21 protein-coding genes are annotated in these 23,418 nt (G+C 60.1%); 14 read left to right on the top strand and 7 right to left on the bottom strand.

The genetic code is table 11. The features are described from left to right. Positions 1 to 58 precede the first annotated feature (58 nt). The 7 genes from repC to HGP12_RS27180 form a co-directional block, all read right to left on the bottom strand. Positions 59 to 1,282 (bottom strand): plasmid replication protein RepC, encoded by a 1,224-nt coding sequence (repC, locus tag HGP12_RS27210; protein ID WP_168879788.1) that lies wholly within the window; start codon positions 1,280 to 1,282, stop codon positions 59 to 61. A gap of 195 nt (positions 1,283 to 1,477) precedes the next feature. Beyond that, positions 1,478 to 2,506 (bottom strand): plasmid partitioning protein RepB, encoded by a 1,029-nt coding sequence (repB, locus tag HGP12_RS27205; RefSeq protein ID WP_168879787.1) that lies wholly within the window; start codon positions 2,504 to 2,506, stop codon positions 1,478 to 1,480. Then, positions 2,503 to 3,726, bottom strand: a complete 1,224-nt coding sequence (gene repA / locus HGP12_RS27200; protein ID WP_168843100.1) for a plasmid partitioning protein RepA — start codon at positions 3,724 to 3,726, stop codon at positions 2,503 to 2,505. The genes repB and repA overlap by 4 nt, the downstream gene beginning before the upstream one ends. A gap of 311 nt (positions 3,727 to 4,037) precedes the next feature. Beyond that, a complete protein-coding gene (locus HGP12_RS27195; protein ID WP_168879786.1) occupies positions 4,038 to 4,583 on the bottom strand; it encodes a sarcosine oxidase subunit gamma family protein in 546 nt (181 codons plus the stop codon). Continuing rightward, the gene (locus HGP12_RS27190) at positions 4,576 to 7,506 is read right to left on the bottom strand and encodes a sarcosine oxidase subunit alpha family protein (protein WP_168879785.1); all 2,931 of its coding nucleotides are present in this window, start codon (positions 7,504 to 7,506) and stop codon (positions 4,576 to 4,578) included. The genes HGP12_RS27195 and HGP12_RS27190 overlap by 8 nt, the downstream gene beginning before the upstream one ends. Then, positions 7,503 to 7,781, bottom strand: a complete 279-nt coding sequence (locus HGP12_RS27185) for a sarcosine oxidase subunit delta (protein WP_168843097.1) — start codon at positions 7,779 to 7,781, stop codon at positions 7,503 to 7,505. Before HGP12_RS27185 ends, HGP12_RS27190 begins: the two co-directional genes overlap by 4 nt. A gap of 12 nt (positions 7,782 to 7,793) precedes the next feature. Further along, entirely contained in the window at positions 7,794 to 9,044 is a 1,251-nt protein-coding gene (locus HGP12_RS27180) for a sarcosine oxidase subunit beta family protein (protein ID WP_168879784.1), read from the bottom strand. A gap of 88 nt (positions 9,045 to 9,132) precedes the next feature. On the opposite strand from HGP12_RS27180, the gene HGP12_RS27175 reads away from it, so the two are divergent. The 14 genes from HGP12_RS27175 (at position 9,133) to HGP12_RS34550 (ending at position 23,210) form a co-directional block, all read left to right on the top strand. Then, positions 9,133 to 10,092, top strand: coding sequence for a GlxA family transcriptional regulator (locus HGP12_RS27175; RefSeq protein WP_168879783.1), 960 nt, complete (start codon positions 9,133 to 9,135; stop codon positions 10,090 to 10,092). Positions 10,093 to 10,170: 78 nt separating this feature from the next. Beyond that, positions 10,171 to 10,854, top strand: coding sequence for a helix-turn-helix domain-containing protein (locus HGP12_RS27170; protein WP_168843094.1), 684 nt, complete (start codon positions 10,171 to 10,173; stop codon positions 10,852 to 10,854). Positions 10,855 to 10,947: 93 nt separating this feature from the next. Continuing rightward, entirely contained in the window at positions 10,948 to 11,856 is a 909-nt protein-coding gene (locus HGP12_RS27165) for a glutamine amidotransferase family protein (protein ID WP_168879782.1), read from the top strand. A gap of 31 nt (positions 11,857 to 11,887) precedes the next feature. Beyond that, complete coding sequence (locus tag HGP12_RS27160; protein WP_168879781.1) at positions 11,888 to 12,574, top strand: GXGXG domain-containing protein; 687 nt, start codon at positions 11,888 to 11,890, stop codon at positions 12,572 to 12,574. A 15-nt stretch (positions 12,575 to 12,589) separates the two neighbouring features. Then, a complete protein-coding gene (locus HGP12_RS27155) occupies positions 12,590 to 13,918 on the top strand; it encodes an FMN-binding glutamate synthase family protein (RefSeq protein WP_168843091.1) in 1,329 nt (442 codons plus the stop codon). 78 nt (positions 13,919 to 13,996) lie between these two features. After that, a complete protein-coding gene (gene glnT / locus HGP12_RS27150) occupies positions 13,997 to 15,304 on the top strand; it encodes a type III glutamate--ammonia ligase (protein ID WP_168879780.1) in 1,308 nt (435 codons plus the stop codon). A gap of 99 nt (positions 15,305 to 15,403) precedes the next feature. After that, on the top strand, positions 15,404 to 16,288 hold the full coding sequence (gene purU, locus HGP12_RS27145) for a formyltetrahydrofolate deformylase (protein WP_168841379.1): 885 nt from the start codon (positions 15,404 to 15,406) through the stop codon (positions 16,286 to 16,288). A gap of 9 nt (positions 16,289 to 16,297) precedes the next feature. Beyond that, positions 16,298 to 17,197: a bifunctional methylenetetrahydrofolate dehydrogenase/methenyltetrahydrofolate cyclohydrolase gene (locus HGP12_RS27140; RefSeq protein ID WP_168879878.1), complete on the top strand. Its 900-nt coding sequence runs from the start codon at positions 16,298 to 16,300 to the stop codon at positions 17,195 to 17,197. Between the two features lie 111 nt (positions 17,198 to 17,308). Further along, positions 17,309 to 18,442, top strand: coding sequence for an aminomethyltransferase family protein (locus HGP12_RS27135; protein WP_168879779.1), 1,134 nt, complete (start codon positions 17,309 to 17,311; stop codon positions 18,440 to 18,442). A 9-nt stretch (positions 18,443 to 18,451) separates the two neighbouring features. After that, the gene (locus tag HGP12_RS27130; RefSeq protein ID WP_168879777.1) at positions 18,452 to 19,057 is read left to right on the top strand and encodes a dimethylamine monooxygenase subunit DmmA family protein; all 606 of its coding nucleotides are present in this window, start codon (positions 18,452 to 18,454) and stop codon (positions 19,055 to 19,057) included. Then, the gene (locus HGP12_RS27125; RefSeq protein ID WP_168879774.1) at positions 19,054 to 20,019 is read left to right on the top strand and encodes a PDR/VanB family oxidoreductase; all 966 of its coding nucleotides are present in this window, start codon (positions 19,054 to 19,056) and stop codon (positions 20,017 to 20,019) included. Before HGP12_RS27130 ends, HGP12_RS27125 begins: the two co-directional genes overlap by 4 nt. 28 nt (positions 20,020 to 20,047) lie before the next feature. Next, complete coding sequence (locus HGP12_RS27120) at positions 20,048 to 21,088, top strand: heme-dependent oxidative N-demethylase family protein (RefSeq protein WP_168879771.1); 1,041 nt, start codon at positions 20,048 to 20,050, stop codon at positions 21,086 to 21,088. 68 nt (positions 21,089 to 21,156) lie between these two features. Further along, on the top strand, positions 21,157 to 22,494 hold the full coding sequence (locus HGP12_RS27115) for an NAD(P)-binding domain-containing protein (RefSeq protein ID WP_168879768.1): 1,338 nt from the start codon (positions 21,157 to 21,159) through the stop codon (positions 22,492 to 22,494). Positions 22,495 to 22,610: 116 nt separating this feature from the next. After that, the gene (locus tag HGP12_RS34550) at positions 22,611 to 23,210 is read left to right on the top strand and encodes a PAS domain-containing protein (protein ID WP_168879767.1); all 600 of its coding nucleotides are present in this window, start codon (positions 22,611 to 22,613) and stop codon (positions 23,208 to 23,210) included. Positions 23,211 to 23,418 lie beyond the last annotated feature (208 nt).

Below are 23,418 nucleotides of genomic sequence, written 5' to 3'. Positions count from 1 at the left end.
CGTGCCAATCCCGTCGCCGGCGTCAAACAACATTTGGCATATCCCCAGGACGACTATCTCATGAAGCTTTTCCTGTCACATGGTCACTATGGCCATTTGCCCGGAGCAGAGCCATGATCGCTGGTCCGACAGAAAACTCGCCGCGCCTTGCCTTCATCGTGAGATCCCGCAAATAGGCGCCGGCGGAGTTGATGTGCCCCGACCTTTCAAGAATGCAGGCGATTGTCGTGGCAGCGTTCTCGGGTCCCATCGTCTCGCAGGCATCCTGATAGGCCGAAGGGCTGACGCCCAACATCGATCGAACCACGACTGCGGCAGCCATCAGTTCCCTCCAATTGCTGATAGCCCCGTTCGGGCCGTAGGCAATAATCTCGGGGCACGCTTTCAGCACCAAACCCAATGGGAACGTGCGCATCGTCTCGCTGCGCAGCCCACTTTTCCCCTCAGGCGTCGCCCCCTGCTCTTTTTCAGAGCTTGGTTCAAGATCATAGATGGATTCGGGGTTTGAATTCTGTATATGGCGCTCATTATGAGCATCATTGCTGCTATTATTTGCGGCTTTTTGCTGGTTATCCAGAAGGTTGACGATCTCGCTGCGCAAAAGCTCCATCTCTTCGAGGATGGCAGCAACCTCCAGCATCGTGGGAGAGCGTGGAATGCGACTGACGAGGCCTATGTAGATATCTTCGACTGTTGCCCAATCGCCCGCAGCGCCTTCTTCGACCGCGGCCGTAATGAGCTTGCGCACATCGCGCCGGCAAATCGTCAGGCTTTCCTTGGTACGCCGGAATGCGACGCGATCCGCTGCCACCTGCTGCGCCATGCCTGCAAGCTCCTCTGCCCGCAGCAGAAGCGGCGAGATGTCGAAGCCGAAAGCGTTTTCGATCTCCCCCGCCCTGTCCTTCCTGGCGTAGCGCTTGCCATTGGCGCTGTCCTTGCGAACAATCAGCCCAGCCTCGACGAGGAGCGCGAGATGTCTGCGAAGCGTAGCCCCGGCAATGCCGTGGGCGCGCAACGTCAGCTGCGCATTGGAGGGGAATACGATAAGCTGGGCATCCTGGCGGAGCTCGTTATCAGGATAAAAGCTCAGCAATGCGTCGAGTACCGCCAGACTGCGATCCTGCAGTCCCAGCAATTGCCTGGCCTCGGATGCATCCCGAAAGACCTTCCACTTATCGGCCGTCTTGCCGGGCGCGATCTCGGCCGTGGCAACCTGGCGTCGCACCAGGGCAAGCGACATCGGCCGCCGCCCAAAGGGCGTCGTTACACTTCCATTTTGCATTTCCCTCACCCTCGCGAGGCAAAAGAAATCCGCTCACCAAAAACGGTGCCAAAAACGCTTGACTAGGATTCGTGGAAATGCGATTCTTCAGTTGCTACATTGAAGAGAAGGCTTCCACGACGGCAACGTTTGGGGGCCTTTTTTCTTTTGCTAGGCTTCCTTTTCGATCTGAAAAACCCTGACACCTGTCAGGAGTTACGGTTTCTTCCGGAGAGCGAAGCGCTCGACCAGGCCGGGCAACTCCTCCTCGACAAATTTAATGAATTCCAACCCCAGCTTACCCTCTCCAGAGATCCGCATCTCGCGAGGCGATACCACGCACGCTCCCAGCCTCGTTCCCGACGCATCGGAAATCGGCACTTGGGAATTGCGCGAGCCGGCGCGGGGCTTGATCGCATGCAATGCCACCTGGAATCTTTCATCCGAGGTTTCCTTCGCTTTGCCCGCGTGGGACAAAGCGGAGCGCACGGCCTCCAGTGCATCGTGCTGTGCGGAAACCGCCTTGGCCAATTCCAGCCAACGCGGGCGGCCGACCTTCGGCGCCCTGCCGATCGCTTCGATCACGTCGGCCGGGATAGCCCGATAGACGCTGCGCATCCGCGCTAGCTCCGCGTCCTCGATCGAGAGCGCCGCATAGATATGCCGCGCCTTGATGCCGGCATCGTCCATGCGCAAGGCGAACAACGCGCGCTCGATCCACGTCAGATCCTGCCTGCTGGCATTCTCGATGCCCTGTGCGAGAACGAGATCGAGATCCGAAATCTCGACTTCTATGGCGCGGACACTGCGGCCGAGCTCTAGAGCGGCCCGCCATCTGCGATGGCCGTAGACCACCTGATATCGGTCGGGCGAAGACGGGTGCCGCCGCACCTGTATCGGAACTTTCTGACCTTCCTCCTCGACCGAGCGCTTGAATCTCTCGAAATCATGGGGGTGGTCGTCCGGCAGACGATCGGGATAGGGAGATGGATCGATGATATGGGGATCCAGATCCTGTATCCAGCCTTCACCGGATTCGACGATGGCTCGCAGCCGATCACGTTCCGCGCGAATATCGCCAATGGCGCGGTGCGCCGCCCCGATAACGCCTGCGCCGACACGCACTGGCTGCGTCGTGGGGGCAGGGGGCGGCGAAGGCTGGTCTGCCGCAGCCTCGCTGCTTTCCAATTCGGCGGAAAGAAGGCCGAAACTCGCGACGATGGATTTCCTCGGGCTTTTGCTCATCCACGTCCCCAACTTGTGTTGATGAGTTGAACGATCGCCTCGTTGACCGCATCCACGGCCTCGCGGGCGCGCTTCTGCGTATCGCGGCCGATCTGGCCCATTTCGAGTTCGTAGACCGAGCGCTTGGCAAGACCGGCGGCTTCGACGGCGGTGCTTTCGATCGCCGTCGGCAACAGCACATCGGAATCAAACAGGTGGCGCAACATCGCAACGACCTGCGACTGCGGCGCATCGTTCGGATCGTGGCGCGTGATCAAATAACGAATGAAATCCTGGTCGAGCTGGGCGCCGCTTTCATTCAGTACGCTGATCAGATCTCCCATCATCAGGAGGAACTGGCTCATCGATGCCACGTCGAGCATGGCCGGATGCACCGTGATGATCATGCTGGTCGCCGCGTAGATCGCGCTCAGCGTCAGGAAACCGAGCGACGGGGGCGTATCCAGGATGACGACATCGTAATCTGCTTCGACCTCGGCGAGCGCCAGCTTGAGCCGTTCGAAGAAGATGGCGCCGGCGCCCGATTTCTGCGCCAGAACACGAGGTGTCTCGTGTTCATATTCCATGACCTCCAGATTGCCCGGAATGAGGTCGATACCATCGAAATAGGTCTTGCGGATGATCTCACGGATGGAACGTCTTTCGGCCTGGTCATATCTCAAGGCCGCATAGATGGTTTCGTTTGCCCCGACATCGACTTCGGGCTGCGCTCCGAACATGGCCGACAGCGAGGCCTGAGGATCGAGATCGAGCGCAAGCACGCGATAGCCGTGAAGCGCGAGGTAATGGGCAAGATGGACGGAGGTGGTGGTCTTGGCGCTTCCGCCTTTGAAATTGGCGATCGCAAGTACTTGAAGATGTTCGCCAGGGCGGCGGCGCGGTAGGAAGCGCAAGGCTTCCGAAGGCTTCTGCTTCGCAAACAGCTCGCGCAATTCATTGATTTGTGCGAGCGTGTAGACCCGATGATTGTTCTCCAATCGGCTGGGCACGGGGCCTCGTCCCTCGCTCGACATCAGTTTCAGGGTCGAATCGGGGATCGATGTCAGCTTAGACACTTCGTTGGTCAGGAACTGCCGGAGTATCTTTTCGGACTTCGGCGGATACATTCGGGTTCTGAGCTGCTGTAGCTGGCTCGACAGCAGGTTTGCATGGCGCGCAATTTTGCCGCCTGCGTCTTCCTTGGAAGGAGCTATCGTCTCCATGCGTCCCGCTATCGCCATTTGTCCCTCTTGGCGGCCTAATGCCGGTTTGCCGACCTATGCCCGACAAAAGGTAGAACACGATTCTATCAGGCCGTCCAGAGATTAAGGCGTAATGGCTGATCAGCGTATGACGAAACCATATCAGCCTGATAACATTTATCTATTTGATATCGTTATATTTTCTTTACTATGCCGCAAGAGTTGCTCGATACGGTTACCCACACTTTTGGTAGCAGAATGCGAGACATAGCCCAACGGACAATGCGTTCCCAACATTTGGAGCAGTCGGCACGGCTGCAGCGAATCACTGCAGCCGGCAGGCAAGATCGTCAGGATACGAGGCGTTCAGCGCCTTGGGATAAGGCCGCTTCCTCAATCTCCTCATAGAGCGATTCCGCAAAGCTGCGCAGCACGGTCAGCTCGAAATCGTCCGAACCGGTGCGCGTAAGCTGCATCGAGATATGACCGAAGAGCGTCATCGCCGTGCTTCCCACCGGAAAGGCTGACGGATTCAGATCAACGGCGGTGCCCTTGTTGAGCACCTGAGCGGCATTGAGGCCCGAGACGCGGATACGGACACGGCCGTGGCTCTGGTCGGAGATAAAGGCGCAGCCCGCAAGCGTCTCGCTCAATGCCCGCAGATGCACAACGGAAAACTGATCACCGCCGGCGATGAACCATTGCCGGTATCCGGCCGGACGCACGGAGCTTTCTCCGGCGCCGGCCGCAAGAAGATGCGCTTTGATCTCCTCCGTCGTGGTCGCGCCCATCACATGCAGGAGGTGGCCTTCCGGCAACGCTTCCAGCCGGATGGTCTTGCCCTGCAAAACGGCCTTGCCGGCAAGAACCGGCTTTAATGTCGGCAAATCAGGCATGGAGCTTCTCGTTCTGAGGGTCGATGAAGACGGGGCTGCAGATTACCGCGTCCGTGTACTCGTTTCTAAGGCCATTCCAGACGGTGACCTTCTCGCCGATGCGCTCCGGCCCGTTCTTGACCAATGCCAGCCCGATCGTATGGCCGAGGCTCGGCGAAAAGGCGCTCGACGTGACATAGCCCTGGTCATTTTCGAGCGTCGCCGCCACGCCATCCTCAAGGATATGGGCGCCGGTGCGGAAACTGGTGGCCGGATCTAGCGGCTTGATGCCGACGAGGCGCGGACGATCCGCAGCCTGGAGACCCTCGCGGGCGAGCATCGCCTTGCCGATGAAGTCGGGCTTCGTCGCGGAGACCATCCGGGCAAAACCGAGATCGCCCGGCGTTACCGTGCCGTTGATCTCGGCATGGGTAACGTGGCCTTTCTCGATGCGCAGAACGCCGAGCGCCTCGGCGCCATAGGCGCAGATCTCATGTTTCTGACCAGCCTGCATGATGGCATCGGCGACGAATTCGCCATAGGCGGCGGGCACGCCAAGCTCATAGGCGAGCTCGCCGGAAAAGGAGATGCGAAAGAGGCGGCCTTCGAGCTTGCCACCGAATAGTGAAACCGTGCGTGCGCTCATGAACGGGAAGGCGGCATCGGATATGTCCTCGTCGACGATCTCCGAGAGGATTGCCCGTGATTTTGGGCCTGCGACCGCCATCTGCGCCCATTGGTCGGTCGACGAGGCAAAATAGACCTCGAGCTCGGGCCACAGGGTCTGTGCGCAGAATTCCAGATGCGTCAGCACGCCGGCGGCAAGCGCCGTCGTCGTGGTCATGAAGAAGTGATCGTCGCTCAGGCGGCTGGTGGTGCCGTCGTCATAGATCATGCCATCCTCGCGCAGCATGATGCCGTAGCGCGCCTTGCCGACAGGCAGCTTGGCAAAACCATTGCAATAGATGCGGTCGAGAAAGGCGGCGGCATCCTTGCCGAAGATCTCGATCTTGCCGAGTGTCGAGACATCGCAGATGCCGGCATTCTTGCGGATGTTCAGCACTTCGCGATTGACACTGTCGCGCCAGGTCTTTTCGCCCTCGCGCGGAAACCAGGAGGACCGATACCAGAGGCCGGTCTCCATGAAGATCGCGCCATTCTTCTTCGCCCATTGGTGTAAAGGGGATTTGCGCGCGGGCTGGAAGTGCTTGCCCCGCGAGGCACCCGTGAGCGCGCCGAAGGAAACCGGCGTATAGAAAGGCCGAAACGTCGTGGTGCCGACATCCGCCGGCGAGATGCCGCGGGCCTCGGCGAGGATGCCAATGGCGTTGATATTGGAGAGCTTGCCCTGATCGGTCGCCATGCCGTTGGTCGTATACCGTTTGGCGAGCTCAACATCACCGTAGCCCTCGCGAACGGCAAGGCCGAGATCCTTCAGGTGCACGTCGTTCTGATAGTCGACGAAGGCCTTGCCCTTTCCGCCCTTGACATGCCAGAGCGCCTTGGCGGCGGACGGCGCTTCCTCTGTTGAAGCAAAGGCGGGATCAATCTTTCCAAAGCCGATTGCTTCCAGCGCCTCGGCAGCTTTGATCGCCCCATCGCCAAGGCAAGTATCCGTGGAGGAAAGGCCGGCCGCGGAGCCAGCAATCAGCAAGCCATCCTGTCTCTCGGGCGCGAGGAAGGCCGCGTGCTTTTCCGACCAGACCGGCTTGGCGCCGCGATGGCAGGCAAGGTGGATGATCGGGCTCCAGCCGCCGGACATGGCCAGAGCATCGGCATCGATATGCTGCAGGCCCGACGCGCTTGCAATGCTGACGCCACGGACTTGCTTAGTGCCAAGCGCGTCGATGATGGATGCGCCGGTCAGCACCTGCGCCTTGCCGTTCCAGTGTTCGCTATTGGCGCGCGTATCGACGATGGCGGCCACATCGACACCCGCGGCTTCGAGGTCACCGGCGGTCCGGTAGCCGGAATTGTTGGTCGTGAAGAGCACAGCGCGCTTGCCGGGGACAATAGCCTGGCGATTCAGATAGCTGCGCATGGCACCTGATATCATGACGCCTGGAATGTCGTTGCCGCCGAAGACGAGCGGCCGCTCCTCGGCCCCGGTCGCAAGGATCGCCTGCTTGGCGATGATGCGCCACAGGCGTTCGACCGGCAGGCGTGGATCGGGCGCTGCCACATGCTTTTGGACACGTTCGACCGCGCCGAAGACATTATCGTCATACCAGCCGATAACCGTCGTGCGCGGCAGGCATTGCACGTTTGGCAAACCGTCAAGTTCGTCCAGCATCTCCTGAATCGGCGAACTGCGCTCTGCAAGCAAACTGCCGCCGAGAGCGAAGCCTTCATCCGCGAGAAGAACGCGCGCACCGGCACGTCCCGCCGTCAGCGCCGCGGCAAGGCCAGCAGGCCCGGCGCCAATGACGAGCAGATCGCAATGCGCCCAGCATTTCTCGTAGGAATCGGGATCGATCTCGTAGGATGCCTTACCGAGACCGGCTGCCTTGCGGATCAGCGGTTCGTAGACCTTCTCCCAGAAGGCTGCCGGCCACATGAAGGTCTTGTAGTAGAAGCCGGCACTGAGGAAAGGCGAGAGCAGCCCATTGACGGCGCCGACATCGAAGGCGAGCGAAGGCCAACGGTTCTGGCTGCGCGCGATCAGCCCGTCGTAAAGCTCGATCATCGTGGCGCGAGTGTTGGCCTCTGTGCGCCCGCCGGTCCCGGTCGTGACAAGCGCGTTGGGTTCGGCGGCACCGGTCGTCAGGATACCGCGCGGCCGATGATATTTGAAGCTGCGGCCGACGAGCTGGACACCGTTGGCAAGCAGGGCGGAGGCAAGCGTATCGCCGGGGTGACCGCTCAAATCCCGACCGTCGAAACGGAAGGCAATGGTTTTGGAGCGATCGATCAGGCCACCGGAGGGGAGGCGACGGCTGCTCATGCGCCACCCCCAAGCTTGGCAAGCGCCGCATCGCTGACGCCATGGATCTTGTGGGTGACTGTGTCGCGCTCGACGATCAGCCAGCGGCGGCAGCCCGAGGAGTGGTGCCAATATTCCTTATGCCGCCCTTTCGGATTGTCGCGCAGGTAGACATAGTCGTACCAAGCATCGGAACCCGCATCCGGAGCCGGACGCGCAAGGCTCGCATCGCCTTTGATAGTGAACTCTTCCTTTGGGCGGATGCCGCAATGAGGGCAGGAAATCAGGCTGGCCATGTCGTCATGTCCTCAATGCAGGTTCGGTTGGGCGCCGACGCCCTTTTCATCGATCTGATAGCCGCGCCGAAATCGATCGAGACGCAGCTGCCGAGCCGTCTCATGCGGCTCGTTGCGGGCGATCAGATGGGCGTAGCAATAGCCCGACGCCGGTGTCGCCTTGAAGCCGCCATAGCACCAGCCGGCGTTCAGATAGAGATTGTCGATATGGGTTCGGTCGATAATCGGACAACCGTCCATACTCATGTCCATGACGCCGCCCCAGCTGCGTAGGTAGCGCACGCGCGTCAGCGCCGGGATCATCGCCACGCCCGCTTCCGCGACATGCTCGACGGTCGCAAGATTGCCGCGCTGCGCATAGGAATTGTAGCCGTCGATATCGCCGCCAAAGACGAGGCCGCCCTTGTCGGATTGCGAGACATAGAAATGCCCGGCGCCGAAGGTGACGACGCAGTCGATGAACGGCTTGAGGCCTTCGGAAACGAAAGCCTGAAGCACATGGCTTTCTATCGGCAGGCGCAGACCCGCCATGTCGGCGACGACAGTGGAGTTGCCGGCCGCCGCAAGCGCCAGCTTGCCGCAACGGATGAAGCCCTTCGTGGTCTCGACGCCCAGGACATGGCCATTGTCGGTGCGGATGCCGATCACTTCGCAGCCGGTGATGATGTCGACGCCACGGCTGTCGGCGCCGCGGGCATAGCCCCAGGCAACGGCGTCATGACGCACGGTGCCGCCGCGCTGCTGCAATAGCCCCCCCATGATCGGGAAGCGCGCGTTTTCGAAATCCAGGAAGGGCAGCTTTTTGCGAACGGCTTCGCGATCGAGCAATTCGGCATCGACGCCGTGCAGGCGCATGGCATTGCCGCGCCGCGTATAGCCGTCGCGTTGCGCATCCGAATGGAAGAGGTTAAGCACGCCGCGCTGCGAGACCATGGCGTTGAAATTGAAGTCCTGCTCCAGTCCTTCCCAGAGCTTCATGGAGAGCTCGTAGAAGGGGTTGTTGCCGGGCAGCAGGTAGTTCGAGCGAATGATCGTGGTGTTGCGGCCGATGTTGCCCGAGCCGAGATAGCCCTTTTCCAGCACTGCGACATTGGTGATGCCGAACGTCTTGGCAAGATAATAGGCGGTTGCCAGACCGTGCCCGCCACCACCGACGATGATGACGTCATAATGCGGTTTCGGTTGCGGCTGGCGCCAGGCGGGCGCCCAGCCTGTATTGCCGCGAAGCCCGTTGAGGAAGACAGAGAAAGCCGAATAGCGCATGGTCGTGTCCGCTTTGAATTCCGGCCATGATGACAGAGTAGAAAATGTCGACTTGCACAATTAGGACCTATTTCGATAGAAAAGGGACATGGCTTCGATTGACGCAAGGAATATCCAAAATATCGGCTTCATCCTGATCCCGGGATTCGCGCTGATGTCATTTGCGTCCGCGAGCGAGCCGCTGCGCGCCGCCAATCTGCTGGCCGGGCGAGAAATCTATCGATTGTCGACTTTCTCGCCTGATGGCACTCCGGCGGTATCGTCGGGCGGCGTGCCGGTGCCGGCCGGGCCTCTTCCAGGTCGCGGATCCGGCCTCGGCACGGTCTTCGTCTGCGCCGGCGGGTCACCGCGCGATTGGCATTATCCCGCTGTTCTCGCCTGTCTTCGCCAGTTGGCACGCGAAGGCGTCCGAATCGGCGGGATTTCCGGCGGTCCCTATCTGCTCGCCGCCGCCGGTCTTCTGGCGGAGCGCGATTTCACCATTCATTGGGAGCATGCGCCCGCCTTGCTGGAAGCCTTTCCGGCGCTTTCGCCGCGCCAGGCACGCTTCGTCATCGACGGCAATCGGATCACCTGCGGCGGCGGTATCGCGCCGCTCGACATGATGCATGTCTTGATTGCCGAGCGCATGGGCGCCGATTTCGCCCGGCGCGTCAGCGATTGGTATCTGCACACCGAAGTCGGCGAGCCGACGGCGCCACAACGCGGTTCGCTTGCCGAACGTTATGGCGTTCACCACCCGGGTCTGCTGAGCGTGCTTGAAAAAATGGAGGAGACGATCGAGATGCCGCTCGACCGTGCCGCGATGGCGCGAATTGCCGGCGTCACGCCGCGTCATCTCGACCGGCTGTTTGCCGCTCATCTCGGCGCGACATTCCTCGATCAATATCGGCTGATACGGCTGCAGCATGCCCGGCGGCTCCTGGAGCAGAGCCCGCTGTCGATTTCCGAAATCGCCATCGCCACCGGCTTTTCCAGCGGCGCGCATTTTTCCAGGGCCTACCGCTCTCGCTATGGGATCGCGCCCGGCGAAACCCGACGCGCCTGATTTTCGTGGCAGTTGAGGAAATTTCACTGAGAGGATAGAGTCCTTCCCAGCAAGCCCTGCCGGCAAAAAGGATATAGAATGAAAACCAAGGCAGACAAAATATCGACCGACGACCAATCCCATGCTGCACGCTCGGCATTCTTGCAGAATCCGCATGCGGTTCGCGAACCGAAGGAAAACAATCTCGAAATGGCGATCGGCCACGAGGTTCGCGCCTATCGCAAGAAGCTCGGCATTACGGTGACGGATCTAGCGGCCGCAACCGGTATTTCGCTTGGCATGCTGTCGAAGATCGAGAACGGCAATATCTCGCCGTCGCTGACGACGCTGCAGTCGCTGTCGCGCGCGCTCGGCGTGCCGCTCACCGCCTTCTTCCGTCGGTACGAAGAGCCGCGCAATGCTGTTTTCGTGAAGGCCGGCCAGGGTGTCGAACTCGAACGCCGCGGCACGCGTGCCGGCCATCAGTATAATCTCCTCGGCCATATCGACAACAATTCGAGCGGCGTCATCGTCGAGCCTTATCTCATTACGCTGACGGCGGATTCCGATATCTTCCCCACTTTCCAACATGAGGGCATGGAGTTCCTTTATATGCTGGAAGGCGAGGTGATGTACCGCCACGGCGATCAGCTCTATCCCATGCAGCCAGGCGACAGTCTCTTCTTCGATGCAGACGCGCCGCATGGGCCGGAAGTACTGGTGAAACTGCCGGCAAAATATCTGTCGATCATCAGTTACCCACAACGCGGCAAGACCGACTGACTTGCCTTAAAAGAAAAAAATATTCTTTTGAGTTGAAAAACGGCATTAGACCTGATAGCCATTTTTGCAGATGCGAAAACGGAGGGTTTGGGCATGTGTGGAATTGTCGGTCTCTTCTTGAAGGACAGGGCGCTGGAACCGAAACTCGGCGCGCTTTTGTCTTCCATGCTGATCACGATGACCGATCGCGGACCTGATAGCGCGGGCATTGCGATCTACGGGAACGACAATGGCAACACGGCGAAGATAACCGTTCAGTCGGCGGATCCGGTAAAGGATTTCGACGGACTGGAATATGAATTGAGGCGGGCGCTCGATGTCCCGGTGACCGTGGTGGTCAAGAGCACGCATGCAGTCATCACTCTTGCCAAAGACAAGCTTGATGAGGGCAGGGTGGCCCTGACGGCAATGCGTCCGAATATCCGTGTCATGAGCAGCGGTGATACCGTCGAGATCTACAAGGAAGTCGGTCTACCGAAGGACGTCCTCTCTCGCTTCGCAGTCACCGCCATGTCCGGCACGCACGGCATCGGCCATACGCGCATGGCGACGGAATCGGCCGTGACCACGCTCGGAGCGCATCCGTTCTCGACCGGCTCGGATCAATGCCTGGTCCATAACGGCTCGCTGTCGAACCACAACAACCTGCGCCGTGAGCTGAAGCGCCAGGGCATGACGTTCGAGACGGAAAACGATACCGAAGTGGCGGCCGCTTATCTCACGGCCGAGATGGCAAGAGGCAAGGATCTCGGGGCAGCACTCGAAAGCGCGGTCCACGATCTCGACGGCTTCTTCACCTTCGTCGTCGGTACCAAGTCCGGCTTTGGCGTCGTTCGTGATCCCATCGCCTGCAAGCCGGCGGTCATGGCGGAAACCGATCAATATGTAGCCTTCGGCTCCGAATATCGCGCGCTGGTCAGTCTCCCGGGCATCGAGAATGCCCGCATCTGGGAGCCGGAGCCGGCAACCGTCTATTTCTGGGATCACGAAAAAGCCGCCTGATCAGGCTTGTCGCAATCGAGAGAGTTCTTTCATGCCAGTTTTCGACCTATCAGTCACGCCGCTGCGTGAACTCAACAGCGCTCTCCATGGCCTTGCGGCGGGCGCCAACGATACAGCCTTCGAAGTCGTCAATCCGCGCGGCCATCATGCGGTCGCCGCCGGCATCGACGCGCCGGTCACCGTCGATATTAAAGGGTCCGTCGGCTATTACTGCGCCGGGATGAACGATGGCGGCAATGTCACCGTGCATGGCTCCGCCGGCCCCGGCGTTGCGGAAAACATGATGTCCGGTACGGTCGTCATCGAAGGCGATGCCAGCCAGTATGCCGGCGCGACCGGCCACGGCGGCCTGCTCGTCATCAAGGGCAATGCCGCCTCGCGCTGCGGCATTTCGATGAAGGGCATCGACATCGTCGTCCATGGCAGTATCGGCCACATGTCCGCCTTCATGGGTCAATCCGGCCATCTGGTGGTGCTTGGCGACGCCGGAGATGCACTCGGCGACAGCCTTTATGAGGCCAAGCTCTTCGTTCGCGGCTCGGTGAAAAGCCTCGGCTCCGATTGCATCGAGAAGGAGATGCGGCCGGAGCACCTGGAAAAGCTCTCCGAGCTTCTGGAAAGGGCCGGCGTGCGCGGCGTCAGACCGGAAGAGTTCAAGCGCTATGGATCGGCGCGCAAGCTCTATAACTTCAACATCGACAATGCCGACGCGTACTAAGGCGAAGGGGACCTTATGAGCTACCACAATCCGCATACGCCGCCGCGCAAGTCCGCGACCTTCGACGATCATACGCTGGCGGAAATCCGCCGGGCGGCGGCGACCGGCATTTATGACATTCGCGGCGCCGGCACGAAACGCAAGGTGCCGCATTTCGACGACCTGCTTTTTCTCGGTGCGTCGATCTCCCGCTATCCGCTCGAAGGTTATCGCGAGAAGTGCGATACGACTGTCGTCCTCGGCAGCCGCTTTGCCAAGAAGCCCATCACGCTCAAGACCCCGATTACCATTGCCGGCATGAGCTTCGGTGCCCTTTCAGGCAACGCCAAGGAAGCGCTCGGTCGTGGCGCGACGCTGGCAGGAACGTCGACCACGACGGGCGATGGCGGCATGACGGACGAGGAGCGCGGCCATTCGCAAATGCTGGTCTATCAGTATCTTCCCTCGCGCTACGGCATGAACCCTAAGGACTTGCGCCGCGCCGATGCCATCGAAGTGGTCGTCGGACAGGGCGCAAAGCCCGGCGGCGGCGGCATGCTGCTCGGCCAGAAGATTTCCGATCGCGTCGCCAATATGCGCAATCTGCCGAAGGGCATCGACCAGCGCTCGGCTTGCCGTCATCCGGACTGGACCGGGCCGGACGACCTCGAAATCAAGATCATGGAACTGCGCGAGATCACCGACTGGGAAAAACCGATCTACGTGAAGGTCGGCGGCGCGCGTCCCTATTACGATACGGCCCTTGCGGTAAAGGCCGGTGCCGACGTCGTCGTGCTTGACGGCATGCAGGGCGGCACGGCGGCGACCCAGGATGTCTTCATTGAGAATGTCGGCATGCCGACACTCGCCTGTATCCGTCCCGCCGTCCAGGCGCTGCAGGATCTTGGCATGCACCGCAAGGTGCAGCTCATCATCTCCGGCGGCATCCGTTCCGGTGCCGACGTGGCAAAGGCTTTGGCGCTCGGCGCGGATGCGGTCGCCATCGGCACGGCGGCGCTGGTTGCGATCGGCGACAACGATCCCAAGTGGGAGGAAGAGTATCAGAAACTTGGCACGACGGCCGGCGCCTATGACGATTGGCACGAGGGTAAGGACCCGGCCGGCATCACAACACAGGACCCGGAGCTCGCAAGCCGGCTCGATCCCATTGCCGCTGGCCGTCGTCTTGCCAATTATCTGAAAGTCATGACGCTGGAAGCGCAGACGATCGCGCGCGCTTGCGGCAAGAATCACCTGCACAACCTCGAGCCGGAGGATTTGTGCGCGCTGACGATGGAAGCCGCCGCCATGGCGCAGATTCCGCTTGCCGGTACCAACTGGTATCCGGGCAAAGGAGGCTTTTGACTTTCCGGCCGGGCCGAAGAGCCCGGCGGTTGCATACATAAATCGAAGTGTCTCGAAGAAATCCAAAGGGGAACGAGAATGACACTGGATCTTGCTGCCTTTGCAAAGGACAAAGGCATCAAATATTTCATGATCAGTTATACGGATCTTTTCTCCGGCCAACGCGCCAAGCTGGTGCCGGCCCAGGCGATTGCCGGGATGCAGGAAGATGGTGCGGGCTTTGCCGGTTTTGCGACCTGGCTCGACATGACACCTGCGCATCCCGATCTTTTCGCCGTGCCAGACCCGTCCTCCGTCATCCAACTCCCGTGGAAGAAGGAGGTTGCCTGGGTCGCCGCTGATTTGATGATGGATGGCGAGATCGTCGCCCAGGCCCCGCGCAACGTGTTGAAGAAGCTCGTCAGCCAAGCCGAGGCGGAAGGCAAGCGGGTCAAGACTGGTGTTGAAGCCGAGTTCTTCCTGATCACCGCAGATGGCAGCAAGATATCTGATGAATACGACACCGCCGAAAAACCCTGCTATGACCAGCAGGCCGTCATGCGCCGCTACGACGTCATCGCCGAGATCTGCGACTACATGCTCGAACTCGGCTGGGGCGCCTATCAGAACGATCATGAGGACGCCAACGGCCAGTTCGAGATGAACTGGGAGTTCGACGATGCGCTGCAGACGGCCGACAAGCACTCCTTCTTCAAGTTCATGGTCAAGTCGATCGCTGAAAAGCATGGGCTTCGCGCGACCTTCATGCCCAAGCCCTTCAAGGGTCTTACGGGGAATGGCTGCCATTGCCATATTTCGGTGTGGAGCAATGACGGCAGGACCAACGTCTTTGCCGATAGAGAGGCGGAATTCGGCCTTTCAGCGGAGGGCAAGCACTTCCTCGGCGGCATCATGAAACATGCTTCGTCGCTGGCGGCCATCACCAATCCGACTGTGAACTCCTACAAGCGCATCAACGCACCGCGCACGACCTCGGGGGCCACCTGGTCTCCCAATACCGTGACATGGACCGGCAACAACCGGACGCACATGGTGCGCGTGCCCGGTCCCGGCCGCTTCGAGCTGCGTCTGCCTGACGGCGCCGTCAATCCCTACCTGCTGCAGGCGATCATTATCGCCGCCGGCCTCGACGGCTTGCGCAACAAAGCCGATCCCGGACCGCACCACGATATCGACATGTATGCGGAGGGCCATCTGGTGAAGAATGCGCCGCGCCTGCCGCTCAACCTGCTCGATGCGTTGAGGGCCTACGACGAGGACGAAGGCTTGAAGCAGGCGATCGGCTCGGAGTTCTCCGAAGCCTATCTCAAGCTCAAGCATCAAGAATGGAATGCCTACTGCTCGCATTTTACCCAGTGGGAGCGCGACAGCACGCTCGATATCTGAGCGCGGAGCAAACAAATGCCTGAATTGGCACATGCGCCGGAGCGGGATGCTTCGGCGCAGCGGCAGGTTTTTGCCCGTAGACGGCGGAGGAAGTTCACCATGACGAGCTATGTACTGACAGTAGCGTGCAAGTCGACGCGCGGGATTGTGGCGGCGATCTCGAATTATCTGGCCGAGCAGGGCTGCAACATCGTCGATTCCAGCCAGTTCGACGACCTCGATACCGGCATGTTCTTCATGCGCGTCTCCTTCATCTCCGAGGAAGGGGTGGGCGAAGCCGCCCTGGCGGAAGGCTTCAAGCCGATCGCGGCAAAGTTCGCCATGGTTTCAGATATCCACGATGCCAAGAAGCGCATGAAGGTGCTCTTGATGGTGTCGCGCTTCGGCCATTGCCTCAACGACCTGCTCTACCGCTGGAAGATCGGCGCATTGCCGATCGACATCGTCGGCGTCGTCTCCAACCATTTCGATTACCAGAAAGTGGTCGTCAACCACGACATCCCCTTCCATCATATTCCGGTGACCAAGGCCAACAAGCCGGAGGCCGAAGCCAGGATCATGGACGTGGTCGAGCAGACCGGCACGGAGCTGATCGTGCTGGCCCGCTACATGCAGATCCTGTCGGACTCGATGTGCCAAAAAATGTCGGGCCGGATCATCAACATCCATCACTCCTTCCTGCCGTCCTTCAAGGGCGCCAATCCTTATAAGCAGGCCTATGAGCGCGGCGTGAAGCTGATCGGGGCGACGGCGCATTACGTCACCGCCGATCTCGACGAGGGTCCGATCATCGAGCAGGACACGGCCCGCATCACGCATGCGCAGTCGGCCGAGGATTACGTCTCGATCGGCCGCGACGTCGAGAGCCAGGTGCTGGCCCGTGCCATCCACGCGCATATCCACTTCCGAACCTTCCTCAACGGCAACCGCACCGTCGTCTTCCCGGCAAGCCCGGGATCATACGCCTCCGAAAGGATGGGCTAAGCCATGCCTATCGCGACAGTGATCGACGGGAAACAGGCAGCCGCATCGGTGATCGAGGCCGTGAAGGCTGCAGCAGTCGGGCTTGAAGCCGACGCGAGCGTGAAGACCGGACTTGCGGTCGTCATCGTCGGCGACGATCCGGCCAGCCACACTTATGTCGGCGCCAAGGGCCGTATGGCCAAGGAATGCGGCTTCAACTCCGTCCAGCACACGTTGCCGGCCGAGACGACGCAGGACGCGCTCGGAGGTCTGGTTTCTTCGCTGAACGAAGATGCGTCCATTCATGGCATCCTCGTGCAGCTACCGCTGCCGAAGCATCTCAATTCCGATGCGATCATCCAGTCGATCCGGCCGGACAAGGATGTCGACGGCCTGCATGTCGTCAATGCCGGCAAGCTAGCAACCGGCGATCTCGAAACCGGGCTGATCTCCTGCACGCCGGCCGGCGCCATGCTTCTGGTGCGGCGCATCCATGGCGAGGACTTGTCGGGACTGAACGCCGTGGTCATCGGCCGCTCCAACCTGTTCGGCAAGCCGATGGCGCAATTGCTGCTCAATGCCAATGCGACGGTCACGACGGCGCATTCGAGGACGAAGGATCTCGCCTCCGTCGCACGCGGCGCCGACATTCTGGTGGCGGCCGTCGGCCGGCCGGAGATGGTCAAGGCCGACTGGGCGAAGCCCGGCGCGACAGTTATCGATGTCGGCATCAACCGGATCGCGGCCCCTGAGCGCGGCGCGGGCAAGAGCCGGCTGGTGGGCGATGTCGCCTATGCCGAAGCCTTGGATGTCGCCGGTGCGATCACGCCGGTTCCGGGCGGTGTCGGTCCGATGACGATCGCCATGCTGATGGCCAATACCGTCATCGCAGCGCATCGTGCCGCCGGTAAAAAGCCGCCGAAGTTCTGAAGAAAATGCCATCCCATAGATGACAAAAACCACTCGGATCGGCTTGCCAAGGCGTGAAAGACGACTATAGTCAGGAAATAAATATTCCATAGAAGAAAATGAGGGAACGAAATGGCATTATCATGGCGTTTCTCCGCCTTGGCGGACCGGCACCGTGCTCTCGGATCGAAGCTTGAGGACTGGAGCGGCATGGGCACCGCCTGGACCTACGACAAGGACATGTCGCAGGAACATGTCGCGATCCGCACCAAGGCCGGATTGATGGACGTTTCCGGCCTCAAGAAGGTGCATCTGGTCGGGCCGCATGCCATTGCGGTGCTCGACTATATCACCACCCGCGATATGTCGAAGATCTATCCTGGCCGCTCGGTCTATGCCGCGATGCTGAACGACCGCGGCTACTTCACCGACGACTGCATTGTCTATCGCACCGGACCGAATTCCTGGATGCTGGTGCATGGTTCGGGCTCGGGTCACGAAGAACTCGTCAAGCAGGCCGCCGGCCGCAACTGCGCCGTTCTCTTCGACGACGATCTGCACGACCTGTCGCTGCAAGGCCCCGTCGCGGTCGACTATCTCGCCAAATACGTGCCCGGCATCCGCGACCTCAAATATTTCCATCACATGCAGACAACGCTGTTCGGCGCACCGGTCATGATCTCGCGCACCGGCTATACCGGCGAGCGCGGCTATGAGATCTTCGTTCGCGGCCAGGATGCTCCGATGGTCTGGGACCGCATCGTCGCGGAAGGCGAGGAGATGGGAATCATGCCCTGCTGTTTCAGCGTCCTCGATATGCTTCGGGTCGAAAGCTACCTGCTCTTCTATCCCTATGATAACTCGCAGATGTATCCTTTCGCCGACCAACCGCCCGGCGACAGCCTATGGGAACTCGGCCTGGATTTCACGGTCAGCCCCGGCAAGACCGGCTTCCGCGGCGCCGAGGAACATGCCCGTCTCAAGGGCAAGGAGCGCTTCAAGATCTTCGGCATGCTCATCGATGCAGACGACCCGGCAGATCTCGGCGACGAGGTCTATGCCGAGGGCAAGAAGGTCGGTGTCATCACCTGCCCCTGCTATTCGACCTTGACCAACAAATCCATGGCGATCGCGCGTCTCGATGTCGACAAGGCCGTGCAGGGCACAAGGCTGGAAGTGCGGGGCAAGAGCCTCAAGGCGAGCGCGATTGCCCATACGCTGCCGTTCGACGATCCGGAAAAGAAGAAGAGGACGGCCATCGGTTAGGAGGCGCTCATGCTCGTCGAAGGCATAAAGAGCCGACCGGTCTACAAAGGTCTCTCCATCCAGCCGCACGCCCGGCGGCATCTGTTTGTGCTCGAAGGCGAGGGGGCCAACGCCCTCCTCGACCAGGTGACGGCACTTGACGATGCCATCCTGCCTCGCAGCGAAGTGCTCTATGTCGCGCGCGGTTCGCAGGGCAGAGGCCACGACGAGGCCCTGCGCAGGCTCGGCGCCGATATGTTCTTCAGGGCGCCGACGATCGCGACATTGCTCTTTCGGCTGAAAGGGTCGCTTTCGACGGCGCATATGGGCACCCGGCTTTACATCGCCGGCACCGAAGGCTTTATCGGCCAGGCAATGATGGTGGCGCTCGACTATGGCATGGACCATGCCTCGATCATCACGGAACATCGTGGATCGCTGGCCCGCCGCGTGCAATGCGTCCATTGCAAGGGCATTACCGAAGATGTCACGCATAGCCCCTTTGCCTGCAGCCATTGCGGGCTGCCGCTTCTGGTGCGTGACCATTATTCGCGTCGCCTCGGCGCTTTCCAGGGCGTCAATATCGATGCGGAAGAGCCCGGCAGCGCGCCCGATCCAGAGGAGCTGTTCCTGTGAGCGGTGGTACGGAAATTCCTGTTCGCGTGGCGAAGGTCACTCCCATTGCCGAGCGCATCAAGCGCTTCCGCTTCGAGCGTCTCGACGGCAAGCCGATGCCTTATTTTTCCGGCGGCGCCCATGTGATCGTGTCGATGAACGATGAAGGACATATGCGGCGCAATGCCTATTCTCTGATGTCACCACCGCATGATTGCTCGGCCTATGAGATCAGCGTGCTGCGCGTCGAGGATTCGCGTGGCGGCTCTGCCTTCATGCATGAGAAGGTGAGGGAGGGTGACGAGCTCAGGGTCAGCTATCCCGTCAATCTTTTCCAGCCGGACTGGCGTGGCCGCAAGCACCTTTTGATCGCCGGCGGCATCGGCATCACGCCCTTCATCGCGATGATGCAGCAGTTTTCCCGCGAAGGCGCCAATTTCGAGCTGCATTATGCCGTACGCTCGCTGGATCGTGGGGCCTATTGCCGCGAACTTGTCGAGCAATATGGCTCGCAGCGCATAAAGATCTACTGCGACGCCGATTGCAATTTCTTGTCCGTTGCCCGGCTTCTCGAAAGCCAGCCGCTCGGCACGCATCTCTATGTGTGTGGACCTGCCGGCATGATCGACGGCGTGCTGAGAACCGGTCTGGAGGCTGGCTGGCCGGAACAGAACCTGCACTCGGAGCGGTTCCTGTCCTCGCAGCCCGGCAAACCCTTCTCCATCGTGCTGACCCGATCAGGCAAGACAGTGCACGTCGGCCATCATGAAAGCATGTTGGAAGCGATCGAGGCAGCCGGTGTGGACGCGCCGTTTCTCTGTCGCGGCGGCGCCTGTGGCCAGTGCGAGACCGGTGTTGCCGTTTGCGACGGCAAGCTTCTGCATAATGACGTCTATCTGACCGACGAAGAAAAGGCTTCCGGCCGAAAGGTGATGATCTGCGTTTCCCGCTTCGAAGGAAGCGCGCTGCATCTCGACCTCTAGGCTTCGGCCGATACCCAGGAGAACGGACATGGCAATCGCCTTCAAGCAGGAAACGTTCCGGGACGATTTCAGCTATCGCAACAGTCCGGAAAACATCCGGCGCTTCCCGTTTCCCTTCGACCGCGACGAGTACATGTATTCCGTCAACATGGAACCGCATGTGAAGGGCCAGAAGAACACGGTCTACGAAAGCCTTATCGACGTCGATGAGCACTACGTCGCCGAAATGCACGACCGGGCGCTCGTCCTGAAGGAGGACCCCTTACGATATCAAGCGCTGCCGCACATGATGACAGCGCAATGGGATACGCTGGAATTGCTGATGGAAGAGCAAGCGGCCGGATATCCCGAGCATTTCACGCTCACCAAGAACGGCGATCAATGGCGCTGGACCAACCGTCCCCTTGGCATCGACGACACCTTCACATTCGGCGATGCGTCGACGCTGCCCTACGAGCCATTCGAATACATTACCCGCCAGGCGCAGGGCGATTTCTGCATCGTCGACCAGCGTGACAGCAATCTCTGGATGGATGCCGGCATGGTGACGACCCAGGCCGACTGGTCGCTCGATTTCGATATCGGCATGAATTTCATGGAGTGGCACGGGCCGGTGCCGCTCGCCCACCAGATCGGCGTCTTCGACCGCGCGCTGAAGTTCCTCTTGAACCTGCAGCAAGGCAAGCCGACGCGCCGTTTCAACTGGACGATGACGATCAATCCCCGCCTCGATACCAGCCCCGAAAACTATCCGAAATGGGGGCCGGATCGCACCACGGTGACGCCGGAGAATGTCGGCGAAAAGGTGCATCTTCGTGTCGAGCTGCAGAGCCTGTGGCGCCTGCCGCGCTCGAACGCCATTCTCTTCGTCATCCGCTGCTATCTGATGAATATGAATGAGCTCGTGACCGTGCCGAAATGGGCGCGCCGCTTCCCGCGTGTGCTGAAAACCCTGCCGCCGGAACTCATCAACTACAAGGGCCTGACGCGCTTCCACGAGACCACGATCGACTGGCTTTCGAAATATGACGACGGGGCGCCGACCAGCCCCGGCATTTTTCCGGATTGATGCCGGGCACCGCACCAAACTTCTGACTGCCATAAGAACTTCGAAATAATCGAGAAGGGGAATGCGACATGACACGAGTTGCCGTTATCGGTGCCGGCCCTTCGGGCCTTGCACAGTTGAGGGCCTTTCAATCGGCTGCAAGGAAGGGCGCTGATATTCCGGAAGTTGTCTGCTACGAGAAACAGTCGGATTGGGGCGGTCTTTGGAATTACACCTGGCGCACGGGGCTCGATGAATATGGCGAACCCGTTCACGGCAGCATGTATCGCTATCTATGGTCGAACGGGCCGAAGGAATGCCTCGAGTTCGCTGACTATTCCTTCGAAGAGCATTTCGGCAAGCCGATCGCCTCCTATCCGCCGCGCGCCGTGCTTTGGGACTATATCAAGGGCCGTGTCGAGAAGGCCGATGTGCGCAAATGGGTTCGCTTCAGCACGCCCGTGCGCATGGTGCGCTTCGATGAAGAGACGAAGAAGTTCACCGTGACCGCGCACGATCGCGCGCAGGACCGGATGTATGACGAGGAGTTCGATTATGTCGTCGTTGCGTCAGGTCACTTCTCGACGCCGAACGTGCCCTATTTCGAGGGCGTAAAGACCTTCAACGGCCGCGTGCTGCATGCGCATGACTTCCGCGACGCATTGGAGTTCAAGGGCAAGGACGTCTTGCTCGTCGGCCGCAGCTATTCGGCCGAGGATATCGGCTCGCAATGCTGGAAATACGGGGCAAAATCCGTCACGACGAGCTATCGCTCCAAGCCGATGGGCTTCAAATGGCCTGACAATTTCGAGGAGCGCCCGCTGCTGACGCATCTTGAGAACAAGACGGCCTATTTCCTCGACGGGTCATCGAAGGATATCGACGCTCTGATCCTCTGCACCGGCTATCAGCATCATTTCCCCTTCCTGCCGGATGATCTCCGCCTGAAGACGGCCAACCGCCTATGGGCCGACCATCTCTACAAGGGCGTGATCTTCGACAAGAATCCGCAGCTCTTCTACATCGGCATGCAGGATCAGTTCTACACCTTCAACATGTTCGACGTGCAGGCCTGGTGGGCGCGCGATGTCATCATGGGCCGCATCAAGCTGCCGCCGGAAGAAGAGCTGCAGGCGAACTTCGACAAGTGGCGCGCCCGCGAGGAAACGCTCGAGGATGCCGAGCAGATGATCTGGTATCAGGGCGACTACGTGAAGGAGTTGCTCGCCGAAACAGATTATCCGAGCTTCGACATCGAAGGCACCAACAAGACCTTCATGGAGTGGGAGCATCACAAGGCGGAAAACATTATGGGCTTCCGCGACCACGCCTATCGCTCGCTGATGACCGGCAACATGTCGCCGAAACATCATACACCCTGGGTCGACGCGCTTGACGATTCGATGGAGGAATATCTGCGCAATTGATCCGAGGTCATTTCCCCACCTAACCGGCAAGGGAGGCGAAGTGCAGCCCTTGCCGGCCTTTTGTGCGTCGAGACGAAACGAGTTCATCCGCAACCTTCTCTTCGGGCATGGCATCCATGGATTTCCAGACAAGCGTTCTCGGCCGCATGGCCGGTTTCCTCTATCGCTGCCGGGCAGACGAAAACTATACGATGCTCGAAATGACCGATGGCATCGAGCGGATCTTCGGCTATCCCGCCAACGAGATTATCGGTAACCGCACGCGAACATTTACCTCGATCATGCACGAGGACGACATTCCGATCATGGACGAGCTCGTCGGCAAGGCGCTGGAAGCTCGCACGGATTGGACGATGGAATATCGCATTCGCCACAGCGACGGACATCTTGTCTGGGTGACGGAGACCGGCGGCGGTGTCTGGGACGAGGCTGGCGAGCTGCTCTATCTTGAGGGCAGTATCCTGAACGTCGAATCCCTTTATCAGCGTCTCGACGAACAGACCGCCGGAATGCGGGTCACGGCATCCAAGACCAACGAGATCCTGCAGTCCTTGCGCTACCTGAAGCTGCTTGCCGTCAATGCCGGCATCGAGGCGGCAAGAGCGGGTACGGCCGGATCGGGCTTTGCCGTATTGGCGGCGGAGATGCGTACGCTCGCAAACTCCTCGGAAGAAGCGGCGCGCGCGATTTCGAGCGCGCAGCGAAAAGCAGAGTAAAGCGTTCTCTAGGTATTTCCGTAACTTCGGCGCAGCTCAGGTTCCGATAATGCGTGAGCTAAGGAGTTCCCTCGCGGTTCCTCGTAGAGCTGTGTTGCGTTGCGGCAACCTTAAAGAAGCGGCCGGCGGACGTGGGGGGGGGGTGGTAAAAAAAAAACCACCCGCCCACAAAAGACCAAGACCACCCCCAACAAAAGCAAGAAAAAAG

Origin of the sequence: Rhizobium sp. P28RR-XV (assembly GCF_012641385.1) — a bacterium.
Lineage (GTDB): Bacteria > Pseudomonadota > Alphaproteobacteria > Rhizobiales > Rhizobiaceae > Rhizobium.
Note: the sequence above shows the minus strand (reverse complement) of the source record. Positions and strands in the feature narration are given on the sequence as shown.